We start from the raw sequence: 21841 nt of genomic DNA, 5'->3' as shown, positions 1-21841 counted from the left end.
ACCGCTCGCCTACTCGCGGTTCTCGGCCGCGATGCGGCCGAGAACCGCGTTTACTTCGCCACGCCGAACGCGACTTCCATGAGGAAGGAGGTGACGAGGACGAGGAGGCTGGCGGCGAAGAGTTTCACGCCGTCGCCGTACCGGCCGTCGGGCGGGAGGGGGTCGTCTCGGAGCGGCGGGAGGCGGTTCACGGTGCGCTGGAGGAAGCCGTCTTCGTCCTCGGCGGCGACTTGGAGTTTCTCGCCGTCCGAGTAGGGCGCGACGGGTCGGAGGCGGAAGAGCGAGTAGCCGAAGAGGAGGAAGCCGGCGACGAAGAGCCCGTACTTGACGGTGAGCCAGCCGTCGAAGAGGGCGAAACTCGGAACGGCGAAGACGGCGGTGAGCAGGGCGGTGACGGCGGCCGCGTAGTACGCGAGGTCGAGGAGTCTACGGGTCCGCCGGGCCGGCATCTACTCGTAGTGGCCGGCGAAGAACTCGCCGGGTTCTTCGTACTCGTCGGAGTCGTGGCGGTGACAGAGGCTCATCCGGCCGGTGGTGGAGACCTCGTGCTGGTCGGGGCGGTCGGTGTCGCAGACGGAGCCGAACTCGTCTTTGAGGTAGGCGCGCGCGGCCTCGGGGTCGTCGGCGTCCGCGAGTTCGACGGCTTCGTCGACGTGCTCCATCACCTGCGGGGGTGCGTCGACGTCACCGAAGAGGTCGGTCGCGGTGTCGGAGACCGTCACTGGTTCCTCCAGGCCGAGGAGGCGTTTCGCGCGCTCGGAGAGCCCGACTTCCATGCGGGTGCGTTCGCGGACGACTTCGCGGAACACCTCGATGCGCTCCCAGACGTCGTCGTCGATGTCGCGGTACGGCTCCGGGCGGATTTTCGCCGGACACCGCGTGCTGAACGGACAGCCGGCCGGCGGGTCGCGCGGGCTCGGCGGCGTCCCGCGGAGCGTGATTCGGTTCCCGCCGGCGGACGGGTCGGGCTCCGGAATCGCGGAGAGGAGGGAGTGCGTGTAGGGGTTCGCCGGCTCCTCGAACAGCTCGTCGACGGGGCCGATTTCCATGATGTTCCCGAGGTACATCACGGCGACGCGGTCGCAGATGTGGCGGACGACGGAGAGGTCGTGCGCGATGAAGAGGTAGGAGAGCCCGAACTCCTCCTGGAGGTCCTCGAGGAGGTTGATGATCTTCGCCTGCACGGACGCGTCGAGGGCGGACACGGGCTCGTCGAGGACGACGAAGTCCGGGTCGAGGGCGAGCGCGCGGGCGATGCCGATGCGCTGGCGCTGCCCGCCGGAGAACTGGTGGGGGTAGCGGAAGTAGTGCTCCGGCTGGAGGCCGACCGTCGAGAGGAGCTCGCGGACGCGTTCCTTCCGCTCGTCCATCGTCCCGACGTCGTGCACGTCGAGGGGTTCGCGGATGATTTCGCCGACCGTCATCCGGTCGTTGAGACTGGAGTCCGGGTCCTGAAAGACCATCTGGACTTCCTTCCGCCAGCGCTTCAGGTCGCTCCCGGAGAGCGTCGTGACGTCCAGGCCCTTGTAGTCGACCGTGCCGTCGGTCGCCTCCTCCAGTCGCATCAGGGTGCGGCCGAGCGTCGTCTTCCCGCAGCCGGACTCGCCGACGAGCCCGAGCGTCTCCCCCTTCTTCACGTCGAAGGAGACGCCGTCGACGGCCTTCACCGGGTTCCCACCGATGAGCTGGTTGTCCTCGTAGTACGTCTTCAGGTTCCGCACGGAGACGAGCGTCTCGCCGGTCGGGACGTCCGTTCCGAGCGACTCCGCGTCTGTGGTCTCGGTGGTGCTCATAGCGAATCCTCCGTCACGTTACTTCGCGAGCGATGCAGCTCGACGGCCTCCTCCCGCCCGACGTCGTCGGGGTAGAGCAGGCAGCGCGCCGTGTGCTCTACCGCGCTGTCCTCGGTGACGCTCACGGACGCCGGGTGGACGGCTTCGCACTCCGCGAACGCCTTCGGGCAGCGCGCCGCGAACCGGCAGGACGTCGCCGGCGAGTTCGGCGTCTCCACGTCGCCCTCGATGGTCGAGAGGCGCTCCGCGCCCGGGTTCCGCCCCGGAATCGAGGAGAGCAGTCCTTCCGTGTAGGGGTGTTTCGGCGCGTCGAACAGCTCGACGACCGGCGCGCGCTCGACGACTTCGCCCGCGTACATCACGTTCACGCGGTCCGCGATTTCGGCGATGACGCCCATGTCGTGCGTGATGAACATGATGCCGAGGTCGCGTTCGTCCTGGAGGTCCTCGAGGAGTTCGAGGATCTGCGCCTGAATCGTCACGTCGAGCGCCGTCGTCGGCTCGTCGCAGATGAGGAGTTCGGGGTCGCAGGCGAGCGCCATCGCGATGACGGCGCGCTGTCGCATCCCGCCGGAGAACTGGTGGGGGTACTCGTCCAGCCGGCGTTTGGCGTCCGGAATCCCGACGTCCTCTAAGAGCTGGATGGCCTCCTTCTCCGCGGCCTTCCCGCTCAAGTCCTGGTGGAGTTCGATGGCTTCGACGATCTGGTTCCCGACCGTGTAGACGGGGTTGAGGGAGGTGAGCGGGTCCTGGAAGACCATCGCGATGCCCGACCCGCGGACCGAGCGCATCTGGTCTTCGGTCGCGCTCGACGTGTCGACGAACCCGCGCGTGATGTTCCCGTCGCCGTCGCGCTCCTCGACGAAGATGAAGTCGTCGTCGTCCGCGCGCTCCGCGATGGCGTCGTCGATTTCGCCTTCAGCGACGTCGGTCAGGTCGACCGTGTGTCGCGAGAACTTCTTCGCGCAGCGCCGCACGGTGTCGAGGTCGCGGAACTCGATGCGGCCGCGCTCGATGCGGCCGGGCGAGTCGACGAGCCCCATGATGGAGCGCGCCGTGACGGACTTCCCGCTCCCGGACTCCCCGACGATTCCGACTGTTTCGCCGCGGTAGATGTCGTAGGACACGCCGTCGACGGCGCGGATCGTCTCCTTGTCCGTGTAGAAGACCGTCTGCAGGTCCTGCACGGAGAGGAGTGGGTCTTCGTCGCCGCGCGCGTCGCGCGACACCTGCGTCGTCTGGCTCACGCGCCACCACCCCCGGCCGCCGCGGCCTCGTCAGCGCCGCCGTCGGACTGCGGGTCGATGGCGTCGCGGATGCCGTCACCGAACGCGTTGAAACCGGTGACGACGAGCGTGATGCAGATACCCGGAATCAGCGAGATGTGCCAGGACTGGGTCGCGACGTAGTTCTGCCCGTCGGCGATTATCCGCCCCCATTCCGGCGTGGGCGCGCTGATGCCGAGACCGAGGAAGGACAGGCCGGCGACGCCGATGATGATGCCGCCGAGCGAGAGCGACGCGTAGATGAGCACGTAGCTGATGACGTACGGGGCCATGTGCTTCTTCATGATCTGGAACGGCGACTGCCCGTAGGACTTCGCCGCGTCGATCCACTCCTCCTCCGAGACCTGGAACGCGGGGCCGCGCAGCGAGCGCCAGAGGTACGGCCAGTAGACGAGGCTGAAGATCAGGATGATCAACAGCGCCCCGTCGTAGACCTTCGCGATCGCGGTGCGCGAGAACACCGTGGTCACGAGGATCAACAGCATGATAGTCGGGATCGACTGCACGGAGTCGGACGTGACGACCGTCACGAGGTCCAGCACGCCCTTATAGTACGCCGTGAGCATCCCGAGCGCGAGCGCGATCAGCCCGGAGACGACGATGGAGACGATACCGATCGCAAGCGACACCCTCGCCCCCAACACAACCTCCGTGAAGAGGTCCTTCCCGTTCGTCACCGTGCCGAACGGATGGTATCTGCCGTAGCGATCGTACGTGAGCGGGCCGACGTTCTCGTCACCCGCGCCGGACGACCCGGTGTGGATGTTCGCCGCGCCCTGCGTGATGTTCTGCACCGACTGCGTGCTGTTGTCCCAGTAGTTGAAGGAGTGCGAGTACGGCCGCATAATGTTCTCTTCTGCGGTCGTCGTGCCGAGCGTCGGCGCGAACACTGCCATCACGAGGAAGAACACGACGACGACCATCCCGAACTTCCCCCAGCTGTGCCGGCTGAACCGGTCGACGACGTCGTCCCGCGGCGTCCAGTCGACGTCGCGGTAGTGCGCGCGGTAGCGCTTGTAGCCGTCCCAGCACCAGTAGAGGAAGACGGCGGCGTACGCGTACACGAGAACAACGCGGATCGCCCACGCCGTCGCCGGCGACAGGTGGAAGAACGTGCCGACGTACTGCTGGCCGTTCCAGTAGCCCTGGTTCGGTATCACGTCCCGGGAGAGGAGCGTCGGGATAGCCGCGAACGCGCTATCGATCGATGCGACCATCTCGGGCGTGACGCCCGGGATGAGGTTCAAGAACGCGTCGAGCACGGCGACGACCGCTTGAAGGAGCGCGCCGAGCTCCACGCCGATCAGGACGGCGCCGATCGCCGCCCATATCGCCGCCGGACGCGGGTTCTCGGCGATTCGCTGCCGGAGGGGTTTCGTCTCGTTGGTTTGTGTGTCGCTCATTGGTTTAGTCGTCGTACCCGACGCGCGGGTCGATCAGGGTGTACAGGAAGTCCTGGAGGATGTTCGTGAACACGATGATGAGGATGAAGATGAACATCAGCGACCCGATGAGCGGGAGGTCCGCGTTGATGGCCGCCTGGAAGAACAGGTAGCCGAGGCCGTTGATGGCGAAGACGGTCTCGACGAAGACGCTTCCCCCGATCAGGAGGAAGATCTCGCCGGTGATGATCGGGACGAGCGGGATGAGGGCGTTCCGGAAGACGTGCTTCCAGACGATCGACCGCCGGGAGACGCCCTTCGCGCGAGCGGTCTCGACGTAGTTCGAGTTGATCGTCTCCAGCACGGCGGTGCGGCCGATCCGCATCTCGTTCCCCATCGACGCGGAGCCGAGCACGACCGCACCCGGGATCACCATCTTGAACGCCTTCACGAATGAGGCGGCCCAGCCACCGGGGTCGGTTACGAGCTTGTGGACGGGGTGGACGAAGAAGGACAAGTCCGGCGGGGTAACGATGCTCGTCTGGACGATGAAATGCGTCCAGCTGAACCCGAGGAGCTTATCGGACTGACTCAGCACGCTCAGTAGGATGATGGCGAGCCAGAAGTTCGGCATCGCGCGCCAGACGATCCCGCCGAAGGACGCGAAGTAGTCCGGGAGCGTGTTCGGATTCAGGCCCGCGTAGAACCCGAGCGGGATCCCGACGAACAGCGCGATGATGACCGACCAGAACCCGAGCCAGATCGTCCGCGGCGCGAACTGCACGATGAGCGTGTAGGCTTTCGCGCCCGGCGAGAAGACCCAGGAGTTCCCGAGGTGGAACGTGAAGAGGTCGACCATGAACTGAATGTACTGCTGCCAGAGCGGCTTCGTCAACCCGAGCTGCTGGCGGATCTGTTGCATCTGTGCGGCGCTCGCCCCGCTCGGTCCCACGATGGCGGCCGCCGGGTCGAGCGGCCCCATTCTGATGAGTATAAACGTGATCGTCGTACCGAAGATCACGACCGGGATCGAGAGGAGGAGTCGGCGGGCGAAGTACTGCCACCGACTCATCGAACCACATCCAAGTGGACCATTCGCACGGCCATACTTGCCCGAACTTTGGGATAGAGGGGGGTTATGTCTTATGCTTTCGCCCGTCCAGAAATCCGCGGATAACGCCGCTATCCTCCCTGATATCGAGAGATTTATCGAACGCTCCGCGTGCTAAACTCGCGAAAGGAAAACGGACGGTCAGCCAGCGGACGTTACTTCGTGCTGACTTCGTTCAGCTTGTAGCGGCTGAAGCCCATCCCGCCGAACGGCTTCAGACCCTCGACGTTGTCGTACCACATGACCTCGCGCAGGCCGTTGTAGATGTTTAGGAAGCCGACGTCCTCCCAGTTCGCCTTCTCCATCTTCTTGTAGGCGGCGTCGCGCTTCTGCTGCGCCTCGTCCGTCGGCGCGGGGTTGTCCCTCACGGTCTGGTAGGCCTTCGTCGCCTTCTCCGCCGCGTCACCGTTCTCCGCCGTCCAGTTCAGATAGCTGATCGGACCCTTGAGCGACGTGTCCGTCTGCGGCGGGTTCAGGAGCTGCAAGAAGTTGTCCGCGGCCGGCCAGTCGGCCACCCACCCGAGCGAGTACGCCTCGAGCTGCCCTTGACGGCCGCGCTGGGTGAGCGTTGAGAACGGAACGCGCTGGATGTTCATCTGGATGTGCGCGGACGCGAGCTGGTCGCGCAGGATCTTCGCCATCGACTCCCACGAGTCGGAGTCGTACTGCGTGAACGTCACGTTGAACTTCTTGCTCTCCGAGTAGCCGGCGTCCTCCATGACCTGCCGGGCCTTCGCGATTTTGCTCTTGTTGTACCCGTAGGGGTACTCGTTCTTCGCGAGGTCCTTCGCGGCGCTCGGACCGCCCGGGAAGATTGTCGGCGGTGTGAGGAAGTACGCGGGCGTCCCGCGGTTCTTGAACACTTCCTGGACCATCGTCTGCTGGTTCATCGCGTACGCGAAGGCCTGCCGAACCGGCTTCGGCACGCTCTTCATGTTGAACCCGATGTAATAGGTGTTCAGCGGCGTGTTCCCGACGTAGTTCATCGTCTCGCCGTTACGGACGGGGCCGTACGTCCCGACGTCTGCGCCGAAGTCCGTCGTGTGGTCGACGTTGACCTTCTTCGGGTCGTACTTCGACGTCGGGAAGTCGTTCACGATGTCCGCGTTCTTGTTCATCGTGAACTCGTAGTACGCGTTCGGGTCCTCGATGATCTGCCAGTGAATGTGGTCCGCCGCGGCCTTCGTCCCGTAGTAGTCGTCGTACTTGTCGAGTGCGACCTCCGTCCCCTTCGAGTACGTGTTCATCTCGAAGGGACCGTTCCCGATGGGCTTCTCGGAGGCGAACTTGTTGTACTCCATCTCGCCGTCGTACCCGTCGATGTCGCCGACAATGCCCTCGGGAACGGGCGCGAAGGAGGTGTACGCGAGCATCTCCTTCGTGGCGTGGAACGGCTCTTCGAGCTCGACTTTGAGCGTCGAGTCGTCGACCGCAGTGACGCCGAGCGTCCCGGACTTGTAGTTGCCGTCGCTGTCCTTCTCGTGTTTGATGCCGATGGAGTCGAGCGCGAAGTACGCGCGACGGCTCTTATCGGACGCGACGAGGCGCTCCCACGCGTAGACGAAGTCGCTCGCTTTGAGCGAGTCGCCGTTGTGGTAGGTGGCGTCGGCGAGCGTGAACGTGTACGTCGTGTAGTCGTCGGAGACGCTGAAGTCCGTCGCCAGCTCACCCGTGACGCTCGTCTTCGCCTGCGGGTACTGCATCAGGCAGTCGAAGACCTGCTGGATGACGCGGCCGGACTCGGTGTCCGTCGCCGCGACCGGGTCGAAGGTCGTGATCGTCGACGCGATCATGTTGACCGTCGTCCCTTCGAGGTCGACCGTGGTCTGCTGCGTCGTCGCGTTCGTGTTGTTCCCGCCGCTCGTCGTCGTCGTCTCGCCACCGTCACCGCCACTGCAGCCCGCGAGGGCGGCGGCGGCTGCCGCGCCACCCGTCGCCTGCAGGAAGCGACGCCGTGAAACGTTGTTAGAGTCTGCCATCCATCCACGAATTGCTACTCGTTATTGATAAACTTGCCGCTATTCGTTGCCACGGTTCACAATTACACACCCGAGAACGGGACTCTCCTGTATGTTCTCGGGCATCACCGAGCAGAACTGTCGATTCGACACCTTTAACCGTGGGTGTGAAAGACTACCACGTGAGATGGACGCAAGCACGCCATCGGTTGCGCCCGCCCCCGCTGACCACGAGGTCATGGCTTCCCTCGACACCGGAGCCGAAGAGCGCCTCGTCATCGCGGACATCGCCCGAGACGACGCGTGGGTATCCGCACCCACGACGGCGACCGCGGCGCTCGCCGACTGGCGATAGCCGCCCGCGACCCCCCGGACTTTTCCCCTCCTCCCCCATCTACGAGGGTATGCGCTACCGCGAGACCACGACCACCCGCGAGTTCGTCGGTCGCCTCGACCACGGCGCGGACTGGCGGGAGGAAATCGAATCCCTCGCCCGCGACGAAGGCGTCGACGCCGGCTGGTTCACCGCCCTCGGTGCCGTGCAGGACGCCGACGTCGCCTACTACGACCAAGACGACTTCGAGTACACGACCGCGTCCTTCGACGAACCCCTCGAAGTCGCCGCCTGCGTCGGCAACGTCTCCGTCCTCGACGGCGACCACTTCGCCCACACCCACGCCGTCCTCTCCCGCCGCAGCGGCCAAGCCCTCGCCGGCCACCTCGACGCCGCGACCGTCTGGGCCGGCGAAGTCTACCTCCGCGAACTCGACGCCGACCTCGACCGCAGCCCCGACCCCGCCACCGACCTCGACCTCTGGCTGTAGTTCTCGGTCGTCGGAGCTTCCAGTTCGTCTCGCTGACCGGTTCGCTTGGTTTCTTAATCTCCGCGCCGCCTCCTTCCCGTATGGCAACTCCCGACGCCTACGAGACGCTCCTCGACGAGTACAAGCGCGCGTCCAACGTGTCCTCCGCGTCCGGCGTGCTCTCCTGGGACCAGCAGGTGACGATGCCGGAGGGCGGGACGCCCGCCCGCTCGAAGCAGCTCTCCACGCTCTCCGCCGTCCACCACGACATCATCACGGGCGACACCGTCGCCGACGCCCTCGCGGAGCTGGAGGACGCCGACCTCACGCCCGAGCAGGCGGCGTCAGTGCGGGAGATTCGACGCGAGCACGAGCGCGCGAGCGCCGTGCCGCGCGACCTCGTCGAGCAGCTGAGCGAGGCGTCCAGCGACGCCCTCCCCGCGTGGGAGCAAGCGCGCGAGGACGACGACTTCGACCACTTCGCCCCCCACCTGGAGACGCTCGTCGAACTCCGCCGCGAGTACGCAAACGAAATCGACCCGGACGCCGATCCGTACGCCGTTCTCTTCGCCGACTACGAACCCTACCTCGACCTCTCCAAGGCGGAGGCCGTCTTGGAGGAGCTCCGCGACCGCCTCGTCCCGCTCGTCGCCGCCATTCAGGCGAGCGACGCCGACCTCGCCACGCCCTTCGACGGCGAGTACAGCCCGGAGAAACAGGAGTCCGTCTCCCGCGACCTCCTCGACGACCTCGGCTACGACTGGGACCGCGGCCGCCTCGACACCTCCAGCCACCCCTTTACTTCTGGGAATCAGTTCGACACCCGCATCACGACGCGCTTCCAGCCCGAAGACCCGCTCGACTCCATCATGAGCACCGTCCACGAGTACGGGCACGCCCAGTACAACCTCGGCCTCCCCCGGGAGGCGTTCGGCACGCCGCTCGGCGACTCCCGCGACCTCACCGTCCACGAGAGCCAGAGCCGCTTCTGGGAGAACCACGTCGGCCGCAGCGAGGCCTTCTGGGACCGCCACGCCGGCACGCTCGCCGACGCCTTCGACGACGACCTGAGCGCGCGAGACGTCTACGAGGCCGCGAACCAGGTCTACCCGGACAACCTGATTCGCGTCGAAGCCGACGAGCTCACCTACCACATGCACATCATCCTCCGGTTCGAGCTCGAACGCGACCTCATCTCCGGGGACCTCGCCGTGGAGGACGTCCCCGAAGCCTGGAACGAGAAGATGGAGGAGTACCTCGACGTCACGCCCGAAACGGATAGCGAGGGGTGCCTGCAGGACATCCACTGGAGCCACGGGAACTTCGGCTACTTCCCCACCTACTCGCTCGGGAGCGTCCTCGCCGCCCAGCTCGACCACACGATGCGCGAGGACCTCGACGTCGACGCGCTCGTCCGCAACGGCGACTTCGCCGCCATCCGCGAGTGGCTCGGCGAGCGCATCCACCAGCACGGCCAGCGCTACACCACGCCCGAACTCGTCGAGGAAGCCACCGGCGAGGCCTTCACCGCCGACTACTTCCTCGACTACGCCGAATCGAAGTACGAAGCGCTCTACGACCTCTGAGCCCTCGCCTCGGGCTCATCCCCGCGTGAAGGGACGGAACGGGTGACGGGCGCAGCCGTGAACGCCGCCACGAGTTCTCGTTCCGGGGTTCTCGGGTTTCTGGTTCGCGTTCCGGGAGTCGTCTCACTCCACGCGCGGGTCGAGGATGGCGTCGGTGACGTCTTGGAGGACGCTGATGGCGACGCCGACGAGGACGACGAAGAGGAGGATGGAGAGCATGAGGGGGGTATCCTGACGCTCGACCGCTTCGAGGCCGAGGCTGCCGAGGCCCCGGATGCCGAACACCTGCTCGATGACGAAGACGTCGACGACGAGGACGCCGAGGTATTCGGAGAGGAGAGCGGAGGAGAGCGGAGCGGCGGCGACGCGGAGGACGTGGCGGGCGACCACGCGGCGCGGCGCGCCCTGCGCGCGTTTGAGTTTCGCGAACTCGGCGTCGGCGAACCGGCCGGCTTCGGTGCGCGCGTAGTGGAGCTGGCCGGCGAGGAGGGTGACGGCGACGACGAGCGCGGGGAGCGCGGATTCGGGAAGGGCGGCGACGACGGCCGCGCCGCCGAGCGCCGGAAGGGCGGTAGTGAGGACGATGGCGAGGTAGAAGTTCGGGAGGCCGAACGCGACGTAGGCGGCGGCGGTCTCCGCGCGCTCTGCGAGCGAGCCCTTCCGGAGAGCGGCGTAGACGCCGGCGGAAACGCCGACGACGGTCGAGCAGGCGACGGCGGGAAGGAGGTAGGCGAGCGTGCGCGCCGACGCGGCCCGTACGAGGTCCATCACGGGCGCGCCCTGACTCGCCGAATACCCCCAGTGGAGCGTGAGGATCTGGCCGAGCCACGCGAGATAGCGGACGTAGAGCGGGCGGTCGTAGCCGTGCGCCTGATTGTACCGGGCGACGGTTCCGGAGACGTCGACGCTCCCGGAGCTGTGCATCTGCATCCCGTAGAGCATCGACGCGAGCTGGGGGTCGGGGGTGAGCGCGGCGAAGAGGTAGAAGCCCGTGAGCACGACGAGCACCATCGCCGCGCCGATGCCGAGGCGTCGTGCGACCGGGCGCGCGACCCGCCGAACCGTCTCTCCGAGCGAGAGCCGCATTTTGCCGAGAGTGGTGGCGGCGGCCACCTAAACGTTCCTCATCGACCAGGAGAGACCGAAACCGCTATACGAATCACGTCGATGACATCGAACGGACAGATGCCCGACGCCTCGTGGCCGGCCGTCGTCGCGGGCGACGACTGGGCGGACGACGACGCCCGGACGCTGCCCCGCGCCGCCCTCGGATTCGCCGTCTCCGCTCTCGCGCTCGCCGCGCTCTTCGCGTACGACTACGCCGTCGTTCCCGCGGGCAGCCCGCTCGTCGCGGACTGGTTCACGAGGCCGACGGACTGGCTCGCGCTCCTCGCCGCGACCGTGCTCGTCTGGGCGGTCGGCCCCGCGCTCGTCCGGAACCCCGCCCGCACCCGCCGGTACTGGCTGGCGTTCCGCCGCGACCCCGTCGCACTCGCCTCCGGAAGCGTCGTCGCCGGCTTCGTCGCCGTGGGCGCACTCGGCCCGCTCGTCCTCCCGACGCCGCACTACGACCTGAGCGCGCGCTACCAGCCGCCAGCGTTCCTCGGCGTCCCCGCGGACGTCGCGGGGTCGTGTGTCGGCCCGGTCCGCGACGGCGTCTGCTACGGCACGCTCGCCCACCCGCTGGGAACCGCGCCGCTCGGCTACGACATGCTCCTCCTCACCGCGTGGGGCGCGCACACCGCGCTCGTCCTCGCCGTCATCGTCGCCGCGGTCGTCGCCGTCGTCGCCACCGCCGTGGGGACGACCGCAGCCGTCGCCGGCGGGCGCGTCGACGCTCTCCTCACGCGCTACGTGGACCTCCAGGAGACCGTTCCCGCCTTCCTCGTCTACCTCGTCGTCCTCCTCCTGGCGAACGCGCGGTTCGCGTACTTCGTCGCCGTCTTCGCCCTGCTCTCCTGGGGCGGCGTCGCCCGGACCGTCCGGAGCGCCGTGCGGAGCGCCCGACAGGAGCGGTACGCCGTCGCCGCGCGCGCCGCCGGCGCGTCCCGGTTCGACGTCGCCGTCCACCACCTCGTCCCGGCCGCCGGGAGCAGTATCGCCGCGGGCGTCTCTCGACAGGTCGCGCTCCTCCTGCTGGTCCAGGCCGCCGTCGGCTTCCTCGGGCTGAACGAGACGTCGCTCCCGACGTGGGGACAGGTCGTCTCGACGGGCTTCCGTTCCGTCGGCGGCGACCCCGCCGTCGTCGTCGCGTGGTGGGTCGCCGGCGTCCCCGTCGCCGCGCTCGCCCTCACCGTCGTCTCGCTCTCGCTCGCCGGGAACGCCGTCAGCGACCGGTTCGCCGGCTGAGCCAGTCAGGCCGATACTATTAAGTCGTGGTGTGTCATACCTTGCCATGTATGTCGAGCGCTCAAGACACCGAGGCAGTTCTCGACCAGTTCCTCGAATCCCGCGGCCACGACACCGAGACTCGAACCTGGGAGCGCTCGTATAACAAGCTGCAATGTCCGGACTGCGGCGGCCTGCACGAGAAGTCGGCCAGCGAATGCGGCGTCTGCGGCTGGTCGCCGTCGCGGCCCTAGAACAACCGCTCCGCCGCTTTCTCCGCGAACGTCGCTTGTGACGGGCTCGACGAGAGGAACTCTATCTCGTCGAAGCCCGCGTTTTCGTGTTCGTCGACGACGCGCTCGACGTCCGCGAAGTCGTCCGTGACGACGCCCCACTCGTCCGTCCAGTCGTCGCCGTCGAGCGCTCTCCCCTGCCGTTCGATCTCGCGGGGGTCGCTGACGGCGTCGTCGAAGTCGACGGCGACGGTTCCCGACCAGAACTCCGCCGACTCCACGGCGGCCGCGTACTCCTCGTCGTAGGAGACGGTGAGTTGTTTCGTACGCGAGATCTCGTCGGGGTCGCGACCCGCGTCCGCCGCCCCGGCCTCCAGCGCCGGGACGAGTTCGTTCTCGTACGTCTCGACGTCGGCGAGCGTCAGGAAGCCGTCCGCGTACCGCCCCGCGACTTCCGCGGTGTGCACGCCGTTCCCCGCCACGTAGAGCGGCGGCCGTTCCTCCGGGACGGTGTAGAGCCGCGCGTCGTCGAGGCTCCAGTAGTGGCCGTCGTAGCTCGCGAACTCCCCCGTCACGAGCCGGTCGTAGATGCGGCAGGCGTCGACGAGGCGCGCGCGGCGCTCCGGGTAGTCCGGCCATTCGTACCCCAGCGGCTCCTCGTTCATCGCCTCCCCCGTCGCGAACGTCACCCGGAATCGCCCGGGGTGCATCGCGTTCAGCGTCGCCGTCCACTGCGTGAGGAGGCCGGGGTGGTACCGCGCAATCGGCGGCGTCACGCCCGTCGCGAACTCCACCTTGTCTGTTCGTTCGAGCGCCGTCCCGAGCCACGGCCACGCCGCCCCGCAGTGCGCGCCCGAATGCCACCACGGGTGGAAGTGGTCGCTCGTCCACACCGAATCGAACCCCACATTCTCCGCCAGTTCCGCGTGGTCGAGGAGCGTCGACGGCGCGTGCTGCTCGTGCGGACAGAAGAACCCGAACTTCATGCGTGACCCGTCGGTCGGCTTTCCGAAAGGGGTTCGGGCCGAACGCGGTTCGAGAGGAGCGAGCGAGAGAGGCAGCGAGCGAGAACCGCGAGACGGCAAGCGAGACGGTGCGCCGACGAGCGAGCGACACGCGAGCAGCGCGAGGCGCGAGAACCGCGTTCGCCGGATCGGCGTGGGTCGCGTGGTGTCGTAGCCTACAAATGCGCGGCGGTTGTAGCTGGCGGGTATGAAGGTTGTTGACGCGATGACGCCGCGAGAGGACGTCGTGACGGTGTCCCTGCCGGGGACCCGCGAGGACGTGCTCACGTACCTACAGGAGCGGGAGTTCACGTCGGTGCCGGTGGTGAAGGAGACGGATGCGGGTGAGGAGTACCGCGGGCTGATCTCGCGGGGCGACCTCATCGCGGACCCGGACGAGGACCAGTTGGCGCTCCTGATGCGGGAGGTGCCGACGGTGGAGGACGACGCGTCGCTGACGGACGTGGCGCGGTTGATGGTGTCGGAGCGGGCGCGCCGCGTGCCGGTCGTGCACGGCGGCGAGCTGGCGGGTATCGTGACGGTGACGGACGTCGTGCGCGCCATCGCGGAGGGCGACGAGGACGGGGATTCGCCCGTCGGCGAGTTGGCGCGGCGTGACGTGAACGCGACGTTCGAGGCGACGCCGCTGACGGTGGCGGAGCGCGAAATCGCGTTCGCGCAGGTGCCGTACGCGGTCGTGCTCGACGACGAGGCGGAGATGTCGGGTATCGTGACCGAGGCGGACGTCATCGACGTGGCGCGCGTCGTCGAAGGCGAGGAGGCGCTCGGGAACTCCCTCGCGGACGAGGACGACGGGTGGAAGTGGGAGAGCATCAAGGGGACGGGGAACCGCTATCTGCCGACGCGGAACGTCGAACTCCCGGCGGAGCCGGTGTCGGCGTTCATGACGGAGAACCCGGAGACGGTGCCGGGTCGGCGGACGGCGCGGGAGGCCGCACAGCGGATGCTCGAACTCGACGTGGAACAGCTCCCGCTCGTCGATGGCAACGAGCTCGTGGGTATCGTCCGCGACGTCGACCTGCTCTCTGCGCTATGAGCGGGGAGTCAGAGACGGAGGCGCTGGACGAGCTGGCGCGTCGCCGCGGGTTCTACTTCCAGGCGAACGAGTCGTACGGCGGCGTCGCGGGGTTCTACACCTACGGGCCGTCGGGCGCGAGCCTGAAGCGGAACGTGGAGGAGTCGTGGCGCGAGCGCTTCGTGACTCGCGAGGGGAACATGGAGATCGACGCGCCGACGGTGACGCCGGAGGACGTCTTCGAGGCGTCCGGCCACCTCGACGGGTTCGACGACATGCTCGTGGAGTGTGCGGGCTGCGGGGAGAGCCACCGCGCGGACCACCTCGTGGAGGACGCGACGGACATCGAGGACGCGGAGACCTACCCGACTGACGAGGTCGAGGAGCTCATCGCGGCGCACGACATCACGTGTCCGAACTGCGGCGCGCCGCTGGAAGGCCAGCGGGTCGAGGAGTTCAACCTCATGTTCGAGACGACCATCGGTCCCGGGTCGGGGCAGCCGGGCTACCTGCGGCCGGAGACGGCGCAGGGGATGTTCACGGAGTTCCCGCGGCTGAAGGAGTACGCGCGCGAGCAGCTCCCGTTCGGCGTGGCGCAGATCGGGACGGGCTATCGCAACGAGATCTCGCCGCGGAACGCCCTGCTGCGGACGCGGGAGTTCACGATGGCGGAGTTAGAGTTCTTCGTCGACCCCGAGGCGGGCGGCCCGGACCTCGACGCGGTCGCGGACGTCTCTCTCCCGCTCTATCCGGCGAGCGCGCAGGCCGAGGACGGCGAGGAGTACGTCGAGCTCGGCCCGAAGGAGGCCGTCGAGGAGGGGCTCGTCGCGGGCGAGTGGGTGGCGTACTTCCTCGCGCGCTCGAAGGCGTGGTTCGAGTCGGTCGGCGTGGACATGGAGCGGTTCCGGTTCCGCCAGCATCTCCCCGGCGAGCTCGCGCACTACGCGGCGGACTGCTGGGACGCCGAGGCCGAGGTCGGCGGCGACTGGATCGAGCTGGAGGGCGTCGCGTCCCGCTCGGACTACGACCTCTCGAAGCACGCGAAGCACGCCGACGACACCTTCACCGTCTTCAAGCAGTACGACGAGCCGAAAACGGTCGAGCGGGCGACTGTCGAGCCCGATATGGCGGCGCTCGGCCCGGAGTACGGGAGCGCGGCGGCGGACATCGCGAGCGCGCTCGCGGACCTCGCGGCGCGCGACCGCTCGGCGTTCGACGGCGACGAGGTGACCGTCGAGGTCGACGGCGAGACGTACACGGTCGAGAAGGAGCTCACCGGCTTCGAAGTCACCGAGGAGACGGAGGCGGGGCGGCACATCGTCCCGCACGTCGTCGAGCCGGCGTTCGGCGTCGGTCGCGCGGTCTACACGGTGCTCGCGCACGCGTACGACGAGGACGAAGTGGACGGCGAGACGCGGAGCGTGCTCCGCCTGCCCCCCAGCGTCGCCCCGACGACGGTCGGCGTCTTCCCGCTGATGGATAAGGACGGGATGGGTGAGACGGCGCGGGAGCTCGCCGAGACCCTGCGGCAGGCCGGGTTCGACGTGACGTACGACGACGCCGGGAACATCGGCCGGCGGTACCGCCGGCAGGACGAGGTCGGCACGCCGTTCTGCGTCACGGTCGACTACGAGGCCGTAGAGGACGGGACGGTGACGCTCCGCGAGCGCGACTCGACGGAACAGAAGCGCGTGGACGCCGACGCCCTCCCGGGCATCCTCGCGGACATCCGCGCCGGCACGCGCTCCTTCGACGAGCTGTGAGCGAGCTCCCCCGGCGAGCGGTGCACGTGAGCGGCGCGCTCGGCCCGCTCACGGCGGCCTTCGACGTCTTCCCGTGGTGGTTCGTGCAGGCCGTGCTCGTGACGCTCACCGGGGTGTGTTTCGTCCTCGAATACTTCCGGCTGCGCGGCGACATCGCGCACTGGTGGGTGTTCGAGAAGCTGACGCGCGACTACGAGCAGGACGGCGTCGCGGGCTACGTCCTCTACGTCGTCGGGATGACGGCGACGGCCGTCGTCTTCCCGGAGGCGGTCGCGATTCCCGCGCTCCTCTTTCTCACCATCGGCGACCCGGTCGGCGGGATGCTCGACACGGGCGACGGCGACCGGAAGCCGGTCTGGGTGATGGCGGCGGTCGCGGGGGTCTGCACCATCCTCGGCGTGACGTTCGGCGCGACGCTCCCCGCGTCCGTCCTCGCGGGTGCCGTCGTCGCACTCACCGACGGACTGAACGTCCAAGTCCGCGGCTACTTCGTCGACGACAACCTCACCATTCCGATCCTCAGTGCGCTGACGCTCTCGCTCGCCGGCGTCGTCTGGTAGGGACGTCGCTCGCAGTCGGCGTCGACGGAGGAGCGAGGAGGGGAGTCGGCAGCGGGAGTTGTGTTTCTGTCGCGTCGACGTTACATCGACATCGACGTGACCCAGGTGATACCCAGGTCGGGCTGGACGAAGAGGACGTAGAGACCGGCGAGGAGCGCGGCGACGCCGGTCGCGGCGGCGATCTCGCGACCCCAGCTCGGGAGGCGTTCGGCGGTGATGACGAGGGTGAGCATCGCCATCCAGAAGAAGTTCATCTCGCCGAAGAACGGCATGACGAGGAAGAAGACGCCGAAGGAGATGGCGCAGCAGCGGACGCCGTGGGAGAGGCCTTCGCGGAGCGCTTCGGGGACGGTGTGGGAGTGGAGGGGGACGTTCGCACAGCAGGAGCGGAGCATCGCGCCCTTGAATCCGGTGAGCTGGTAGATGCCACAGAGGACGAGGATGCCGCCGATGGAGGCGTGCGGGAAGGCGCGGGTGAAGCCGAAGATGCCCTGTTCGAAGCCGGCGAGGACGAGGAGGCCGTGCCAGAGGAGCGGGAGGAGGGCGGAGAGCGCCCAGACGAGGTGGTACGTGACGAGGAACGCGACGAGCGTGATGGCGGCACCGACGGGGCCGCCCTGGTAGGCTTTCGCGTAGTCACGGGTGAACCGCGTCATTGCGGGATGCATCATCGCCCACATCATAACGCCCCACATGACGACGTAGCCGAAGATCGCCTGTGGGGTGCCGACGTGGAAGACGCCGAGTTCCATGAAGCCGGGGGCGGCCATCGGCACCATGCCGTCGGCGGCCTTCTTCATGACCCACATCATGCCGGGCATCGGCGTCTCGCCGGCCCAGGTGAGCCACCACCAGACGATGTCCGTGAGGATCATCGCGACGACGACAGTGGTGCCCCGGTCGAGTTTCATGTGCGTGAGACTCGCCAGAGAGAAGTCGTTTTGCTCTCTGTTCTCGAAGCTCACTGCGACCACGCTCCGGGGTTGACCGCGTCACCAACGCTGGGTACGAGCAACATATATTCACAATCGACATCCACTGTAAAAAATATTCTGCCCGATGGAGAGTTGTGAAATTAATTCGGGCGAGCGGGCGTCGAGAGATAGCCGCCCCGGCCGACGACGCCGGACACGGCGAGAGTGTCGCCACCCTCAGCGGCGAACGTCGTCGCCGGGAAGCGCTCGAACGTTTCGACATCACAGAGAGCGTGCGTCGAAGAATCTGAATCGAACGAGCGGCCGCGGGCGATGCGAGTTTCACTTTCACCCCGGTACGCGAAGCCTTAACCGTCGGAGCGACCAATCTCCGGGAAATGGCCGAGTCGTACGTCGACCACCCGCTACTCGCCCCGAACGTCATCGAGGAACGCCAGTATCAGGTGTCGCTGGCGGCCACGGCGGAGCGGGCGAACACCCTCGTCTGCCTCCCGACGGGGCTGGGGAAGACGACCGTGAGCCTGCTCGTCACCGCGGAGCGGCTGGCGGGCGACGCGGGCGGGAAATCCCTGCTGCTCGCGCCGACGAAGCCGCTCGTCGAGCAGCACGCCGACTTCTACCGGATGGCGCTCGAAATCCCCGACGACGAAATCGTCGTCTTCACCGGCGAGGTGCGGCCGGACGACCGCGCCGAGCTCTGGGAGTCCGCGCGCGTCGTCATCGCCACGCCGCAAGTGGTGGAAAACGACCTCATCGGCGGGCGCGTGAGCCTCCGAGACGTCGTCCACTGCACGTTCGACGAGTGTCACCGCGCGACCGGCGACTACGCCTACACCTACATCGCGGAGCGCTACCTCGCCGACGCCGCCGACCCGCTCGTCACCGGGATGAGCGCCAGCCCCGGCGGGAACGAGGAGGACATCCAGATCGTCTGCGAGAACCTCGGCATCGAAGCCGTCGAAGTCCGCACGGAGCACGACGAGGACGTCGGCGACTACACCTTCGACACGGACGTCGAGTGGGAGCGCATCGACCTCCCCGACGACGTCGTCGAAGTCCGGGACGCCCTGAACGAGGTCATTCGGGACCGACTGGAGAAGCTCAAAGACCTCGGGGTGACGAACTCGACGAGTCCCGAGGTTTCGCAGAAGGACCTGAACGAGATGCGCGCGCAGCTCCAGCGCCTCATCGACAACGACAACTCGGACGGCTACTCGGGGATGAGCGTTCACGCGGAGGTGATGAAGCTCCGGCGGGCGGTCGAGCTCGTGGAGACGCAGAGCGTCGAGTCGGTGCGACGATACTTCGAGCGACAGCGGAACGCGGCGCGGTCGTCGGGGGCGTCGAAGGCGAGTCAACGCCTCGTCTCCGACCCGAAGGTGAAGCAGGCGATGCGAATCGCGGAGAACTTCGACGGCCTGCACCCCAAGTTCCGGCGCGCGCGCATGCTGCTCGCGGAGACCCTCGGTATCGAGCAGGGCGAGCGCGTCATCGTCTTTACCGAGTCGCGGGACACGGCGGAGGCGCTCACGGACTTCCTCGGGCAGCACTTCGAGACGCGGCGGTTCGTCGGCCAAGGCGACAAGGAGGCCTCCGAGGGGATGACGCAGAAAGAGCAGAAGGAGCGCTTAGACGAGTTCAAGGCCGGCGAGTTCGAGGTGCTCGTCTCGACGAGCGTCGCCGAGGAGGGCCTGGACGTGCCGGAGGTCGACCTCGTGCTCTTCTTCGAGCCGGTGCCGACGGCGATCCGGTCAGTGCAAAGGAAAGGCCGGACGGGCCGGCAGGCGAAGGGGCGCGTCGTCGTGTTGATGGCGGAGGACACGCGCGACGAGGCGTACTTCTGGATCAGCCGGCGGCGGGAGAAGGAGATGCGCGACCAGCTCCAGGACCTGAAGGGAATCGCCGAGGAGTTAGAGGAGGACCTCGACGACGGCCAGGAGGCGCTGGACGCGTTCGCCGACGCGGACGCGAGCGGCGGCGACGGCGGCGGTGAGCGTGCGAGCGCGGCGGCGGCGAGCGACGGCGGGAGCGCAGAAGCGGGGGAGTCGGAGGGGCAGGCGGGGTTGGCGGATTTCTCCGCGCCCGAACCCGACGACGTCGACGCCGACGCAGGGAACGGGAGCGAGAGCACCGAGGGGGGCGACGGCGGTGAGGGCGGAGCGAGCGAGGGAGACGACGGCGGCGAGAGTGCGGTCGGTGAGGGGTCGGTGGCGCGGGCGGAGCCGCCGGGCGAAGAGCGCGTGGAGGTCGTCGTGGACCAGCGGGAGTTGGAGTCCTCCATCGCGCGCGACCTCTCGAAACGCGAGGGCGTGAACACGCGACTGGAGACGCTGGAGGTCGGGGACTACGTGCTCTCCGACCGCGTGGCGGTGGAGCGAAAGAGCGTCGACGACTTCCTCGACACCCTCCTCGGCGGGGACCGCTCGCTCTTCGAGCAGGCGAAGGCGCTCGTCAGACACTACGACCGGCCGGTGCTCGTCCTCGAAGGCGGGAGCGTCTACGAGGCGCGGAACGTCCACCCGAACGCCATCCGCGGCGCGCTGTCGAGTCTCGCGGTGGATTACGGCATCAGCCTGATGCGTTCGACGGGCGAGGAGGACACGGCGGAGCTCCTCCTCACCATCGCACAGCGCGAGCAGTTGAAGCGCGACCGCGAGGTGAACGCGCACGGCGAGAAGGCCGCGAAGACGCTCGACGAGCAACAGGAGTACGTCGTGTCGTCCATCGCGGACATCGGCCCGGTGACGGCGCGCTCGCTCCTCTCGCACTTCGGGAGCGTCGAGGCCGTGATGACGGCGGACGACGAGGAGTTACAGGACGTCGCGGGCGTCGGCGCGGTGACCGCAGAACGCGTCCGCGAGGTCGTCGGGAGCGACTACGCCCCCGAGTAGTCAGGGGATGATCGTCGCCGGGATCTTGTTCGATTCGAGCACCGTCGACGCGGCGCTCCCGAGGACGAGGCGTTCGACGCGGCCCTGTCCGTGGTGACCCATCACGATGTGGTCGTAGCCTTCCTCCTCGACGAGTTCGAGGATGTCCTCGCCGACGCGCTTCGACGGCCGCGACGAGAGATTGAGGTCCGTCGTGACCTCCGGGTCGCCGTCGACGCCCTCCGCGTCGAGGACGCCTCGGGCGCGGTCCAGGATTTCCTCGGTCGCCTCGTTCTGCACGTCCGTGATGTGAACCACGTGGAGGTCGCCCCCGTACGCTTTCGCCATCCCGCAGGCGAACGTGAGCGCGCGGAAACTGCAGTCCGACCCGTCGATAGGCGCGAGTATCTGCATATCCGAACCGTCGGCCGGGGTGGTGTTAAGGGTTGAGGGAGACGCGGTCGGGCACGGCGACCGACGCGGCGGCCGTGTCAGCGGAGGGCGTCGAGGGCGTCGGCGGCTTCGCGGGCGGCTTCGGCGAGTTCGCGGGCCTGTCGGGGGTCGTCTGCGGCGGCGGCGCGGCGGGCGAGCGTGGAGACGGTCTGCGCGAGGTCGTCACGGGCGGCGGCGACGCCAGTAGAGGTGACGGGGGAGTCATCGGAGCGCTGGGGTTCGGAGCCGGCGGGGCGGCCGGCTGCGTCGGCCGGTCGCGGCGCGGACTCCGACTGTGAGTCGGTGGCCGGCCGCGGCCGCGTTCGCTGCTGGGTCGGCGTCCGGTCGGCCGTCGCCGACTGGGCGTCCGTCGCGGATTCGGCCGGGGCCTCGGTACGTGAAGCCGCCTCGACCTGTTCAGCGTCGGCTCCTTCGGACGCGGTCTGTTCAGCGGGCTGGGCGTCGACGGCTCGGGCGTCGGCCTGGCAGGTCGCACAGAACTCCTCGCCCTGATGGCGGAAGAGCGGGTCGCCGCAGGTGTCGCAGTGTTTGTTCGTCATCGTCGCGCCCTGGAGGAGGAGGTCGCTCATGCGCGAGGTGGCTTCGCGCTGCTGGCGGTCCTTCTCGTACTTCTCGCGGAGGCGTCGTTTCTCGGCCTCCTTATCGAACTCCTCGTTTTCGCTCTCGCTCATGGCGGAGTGGAGGCGCGCGACCGGCAAAAACGCCACGGAGGGACCGATAGCGGCGTTGCGGTTCGGGCG

Annotated in this window: 20 protein-coding genes; 9 read left to right on the top strand and 11 right to left on the bottom strand. The window is 67.8% G+C overall.

What is annotated here, in order from left to right; all coding sequences use genetic code 11:
* Window positions 1–50: 50 nt before the first annotated feature.
* The 6 genes from IEY26_RS00985 to IEY26_RS00960 form a co-directional block, all read right to left on the bottom strand.
* Window positions 51–449 carry a DUF7555 family protein gene (locus IEY26_RS00985; protein ID WP_188974934.1) on the bottom strand — a complete coding sequence of 133 codons (399 nt, stop codon included), beginning with the start codon at window positions 447–449 and terminating at the stop codon, window positions 51–53.
* Window positions 450–1793 (bottom strand): oligopeptide/dipeptide ABC transporter ATP-binding protein, encoded by a 1344-nt coding sequence (locus tag IEY26_RS00980; protein ID WP_188974933.1) that lies wholly within the window; start codon window positions 1791–1793, stop codon window positions 450–452.
* Window positions 1790–3040 (bottom strand): ABC transporter ATP-binding protein, encoded by a 1251-nt coding sequence (locus IEY26_RS00975; RefSeq protein WP_188974931.1) that lies wholly within the window; start codon window positions 3038–3040, stop codon window positions 1790–1792. Before IEY26_RS00975 ends, IEY26_RS00980 begins: the two co-directional genes overlap by 4 nt.
* Entirely contained in the window at window positions 3037–4482 is a 1446-nt protein-coding gene (locus tag IEY26_RS00970) for an ABC transporter permease (RefSeq protein WP_188974929.1), read from the bottom strand. The genes IEY26_RS00975 and IEY26_RS00970 overlap by 4 nt, the downstream gene beginning before the upstream one ends.
* Before the next feature lie 4 nt (window positions 4483–4486).
* Window positions 4487–5533: an ABC transporter permease gene (locus tag IEY26_RS00965; RefSeq protein WP_188974927.1), complete on the bottom strand. Its 1047-nt coding sequence runs from the start codon at window positions 5531–5533 to the stop codon at window positions 4487–4489.
* 194 nt (window positions 5534–5727) lie between these two features.
* Window positions 5728–7551 (bottom strand): ABC transporter substrate-binding protein, encoded by a 1824-nt coding sequence (locus IEY26_RS00960; RefSeq protein WP_188974925.1) that lies wholly within the window; start codon window positions 7549–7551, stop codon window positions 5728–5730.
* Between the two features lie 166 nt (window positions 7552–7717).
* Between IEY26_RS00960 and IEY26_RS00955 the strand changes: the two genes are divergently transcribed.
* From IEY26_RS00955 to IEY26_RS00945, 3 genes are all read left to right on the top strand, one after another.
* Window positions 7718–7885 (top strand): DUF7556 family protein, encoded by a 168-nt coding sequence (locus IEY26_RS00955; protein WP_188974922.1) that lies wholly within the window; start codon window positions 7718–7720, stop codon window positions 7883–7885.
* Between the two features lie 49 nt (window positions 7886–7934).
* Window positions 7935–8354 carry a PPC domain-containing DNA-binding protein gene (locus tag IEY26_RS00950; protein ID WP_188974921.1) on the top strand — a complete coding sequence of 140 codons (420 nt, stop codon included), beginning with the start codon at window positions 7935–7937 and terminating at the stop codon, window positions 8352–8354.
* 80 nt (window positions 8355–8434) lie between these two features.
* Entirely contained in the window at window positions 8435–9919 is a 1485-nt protein-coding gene (locus tag IEY26_RS00945) for a carboxypeptidase M32 (RefSeq protein WP_188974918.1), read from the top strand.
* Window positions 9920–10042: 123 nt separating this feature from the next.
* Here IEY26_RS00945 and IEY26_RS00940 read toward each other — a convergent pair whose 3' ends face one another.
* Window positions 10043–11005: an ABC transporter permease gene (locus tag IEY26_RS00940; protein ID WP_188974916.1), complete on the bottom strand. Its 963-nt coding sequence runs from the start codon at window positions 11003–11005 to the stop codon at window positions 10043–10045.
* A gap of 81 nt (window positions 11006–11086) precedes the next feature.
* Here IEY26_RS00940 and IEY26_RS00935 point away from each other — a divergent pair, with 81 nt between their 5' ends.
* Together IEY26_RS00935 and IEY26_RS00930 are read left to right on the top strand one after the other, a co-directional pair.
* Window positions 11087–12268 (top strand): ABC transporter permease subunit, encoded by a 1182-nt coding sequence (locus IEY26_RS00935; RefSeq protein WP_229773878.1) that lies wholly within the window; start codon window positions 11087–11089, stop codon window positions 12266–12268.
* 50 nt (window positions 12269–12318) lie between these two features.
* Complete coding sequence (locus tag IEY26_RS00930; protein WP_188974912.1) at window positions 12319–12501, top strand: HVO_0416 family zinc finger protein; 183 nt, start codon at window positions 12319–12321, stop codon at window positions 12499–12501.
* Here the strand turns inward: IEY26_RS00930 and IEY26_RS00925 are convergent.
* A complete protein-coding gene (locus IEY26_RS00925; RefSeq protein ID WP_188974910.1) occupies window positions 12498–13466 on the bottom strand; it encodes an LLM class flavin-dependent oxidoreductase in 969 nt (322 codons plus the stop codon). The genes IEY26_RS00930 and IEY26_RS00925 overlap by 4 nt on opposite strands.
* Window positions 13467–13692: 226 nt before the next feature.
* Here IEY26_RS00925 and IEY26_RS00920 point away from each other — a divergent pair, with 226 nt between their 5' ends.
* From IEY26_RS00920 to IEY26_RS00910, 3 genes are read left to right on the top strand one after another with little or no spacing between them, the layout of a single operon-like run.
* Window positions 13693–14541, top strand: coding sequence for a CBS domain-containing protein (locus tag IEY26_RS00920; protein WP_188974908.1), 849 nt, complete (start codon window positions 13693–13695; stop codon window positions 14539–14541).
* Window positions 14538–16283 (top strand): glycine--tRNA ligase, encoded by a 1746-nt coding sequence (glyS, locus tag IEY26_RS00915; protein WP_188974906.1) that lies wholly within the window; start codon window positions 14538–14540, stop codon window positions 16281–16283. Before IEY26_RS00920 ends, glyS begins: the two co-directional genes overlap by 4 nt.
* On the top strand, window positions 16280–16843 hold the full coding sequence (locus IEY26_RS00910; protein WP_188974904.1) for a diacylglycerol/polyprenol kinase family protein: 564 nt from the start codon (window positions 16280–16282) through the stop codon (window positions 16841–16843). Before glyS ends, IEY26_RS00910 begins: the two co-directional genes overlap by 4 nt.
* Before the next feature lie 80 nt (window positions 16844–16923).
* Here IEY26_RS00910 and IEY26_RS00905 read toward each other — a convergent pair whose 3' ends face one another.
* Window positions 16924–17754: a DUF2182 domain-containing protein gene (locus tag IEY26_RS00905; RefSeq protein WP_188974902.1), complete on the bottom strand. Its 831-nt coding sequence runs from the start codon at window positions 17752–17754 to the stop codon at window positions 16924–16926.
* Between the two features lie 401 nt (window positions 17755–18155).
* On the opposite strand from IEY26_RS00905, the gene IEY26_RS00900 reads away from it, so the two are divergent.
* The gene (locus IEY26_RS00900) at window positions 18156–20669 is read left to right on the top strand and encodes a DEAD/DEAH box helicase (RefSeq protein ID WP_188974900.1); all 2514 of its coding nucleotides are present in this window, start codon (window positions 18156–18158) and stop codon (window positions 20667–20669) included.
* Here the strand turns inward: IEY26_RS00900 and IEY26_RS00895 are convergent, their stop codons facing one another.
* Together IEY26_RS00895 and IEY26_RS17630 are read right to left on the bottom strand one after the other, a co-directional pair.
* Window positions 20670–21062, bottom strand: coding sequence for a universal stress protein (locus IEY26_RS00895; protein ID WP_188974898.1), 393 nt, complete (start codon window positions 21060–21062; stop codon window positions 20670–20672). It lies immediately after the preceding gene.
* Between the two features lie 77 nt (window positions 21063–21139).
* Window positions 21140–21772: an Sjogren's syndrome/scleroderma autoantigen 1 family protein gene (locus IEY26_RS17630; RefSeq protein ID WP_188974896.1), complete on the bottom strand. Its 633-nt coding sequence runs from the start codon at window positions 21770–21772 to the stop codon at window positions 21140–21142.
* Between the last annotated feature and the right edge of the window lie 69 nt (window positions 21773–21841).

This window comes from Halocalculus aciditolerans (assembly GCF_014647475.1).
Lineage (GTDB): Archaea > Halobacteriota > Halobacteria > Halobacteriales > Halobacteriaceae > Halocalculus > Halocalculus aciditolerans.
Note: the sequence above shows the minus strand (reverse complement) of the source record. Positions and strands in the feature narration are given on the sequence as shown.

Bases quoted from the DNA above. Each gene is read 5' to 3' on its own strand.
- IEY26_RS00940 (WP_188974916.1), bottom strand. From the start codon at position 11,005: ATGCGGCTCTCGCTCGGAGAGACGGTTCGGCGGGTCGCGCGCCCGGTC.
- IEY26_RS00950 (WP_188974921.1), top strand. From the start codon at position 7,935: ATGCGCTACCGCGAGACCACGACCACCCGCGAGTTCGTCGGTCGCCTC.
- IEY26_RS17630 (WP_188974896.1), bottom strand. From the start codon at position 21,772: ATGAGCGAGAGCGAAAACGAGGAGTTCGATAAGGAGGCCGAGAAACGA.
- IEY26_RS00900 (WP_188974900.1), top strand. From the start codon at position 18,156: ATGGCCGAGTCGTACGTCGACCACCCGCTACTCGCCCCGAACGTCATC.
- IEY26_RS00980 (WP_188974933.1), bottom strand. From the start codon at position 1,793: ATGAGCACCACCGAGACCACAGACGCGGAGTCGCTCGGAACGGACGTC.
- glyS (WP_188974906.1), top strand. From the start codon at position 14,538: ATGAGCGGGGAGTCAGAGACGGAGGCGCTGGACGAGCTGGCGCGTCGC.
- IEY26_RS00985 (WP_188974934.1), bottom strand. From the start codon at position 449: ATGCCGGCCCGGCGGACCCGTAGACTCCTCGACCTCGCGTACTACGCG.
- IEY26_RS00930 (WP_188974912.1), top strand. From the start codon at position 12,319: ATGTCGAGCGCTCAAGACACCGAGGCAGTTCTCGACCAGTTCCTCGAA.
- IEY26_RS00895 (WP_188974898.1), bottom strand. From the start codon at position 21,062: ATGCAGATACTCGCGCCTATCGACGGGTCGGACTGCAGTTTCCGCGCG.
- IEY26_RS00935 (WP_229773878.1), top strand. From the start codon at position 11,087: ATGACATCGAACGGACAGATGCCCGACGCCTCGTGGCCGGCCGTCGTC.
- IEY26_RS00925 (WP_188974910.1), bottom strand. From the start codon at position 13,466: ATGAAGTTCGGGTTCTTCTGTCCGCACGAGCAGCACGCGCCGTCGACG.
- IEY26_RS00960 (WP_188974925.1), bottom strand. From the start codon at position 7,551: ATGGCAGACTCTAACAACGTTTCACGGCGTCGCTTCCTGCAGGCGACG.
- IEY26_RS00955 (WP_188974922.1), top strand. From the start codon at position 7,718: ATGGACGCAAGCACGCCATCGGTTGCGCCCGCCCCCGCTGACCACGAG.
- IEY26_RS00970 (WP_188974929.1), bottom strand. From the start codon at position 4,482: ATGAGCGACACACAAACCAACGAGACGAAACCCCTCCGGCAGCGAATC.
- IEY26_RS00965 (WP_188974927.1), bottom strand. From the start codon at position 5,533: ATGAGTCGGTGGCAGTACTTCGCCCGCCGACTCCTCCTCTCGATCCCG.
- IEY26_RS00905 (WP_188974902.1), bottom strand. From the start codon at position 17,754: ATGAAACTCGACCGGGGCACCACTGTCGTCGTCGCGATGATCCTCACG.
- IEY26_RS00945 (WP_188974918.1), top strand. From the start codon at position 8,435: ATGGCAACTCCCGACGCCTACGAGACGCTCCTCGACGAGTACAAGCGC.
- IEY26_RS00920 (WP_188974908.1), top strand. From the start codon at position 13,693: ATGAAGGTTGTTGACGCGATGACGCCGCGAGAGGACGTCGTGACGGTG.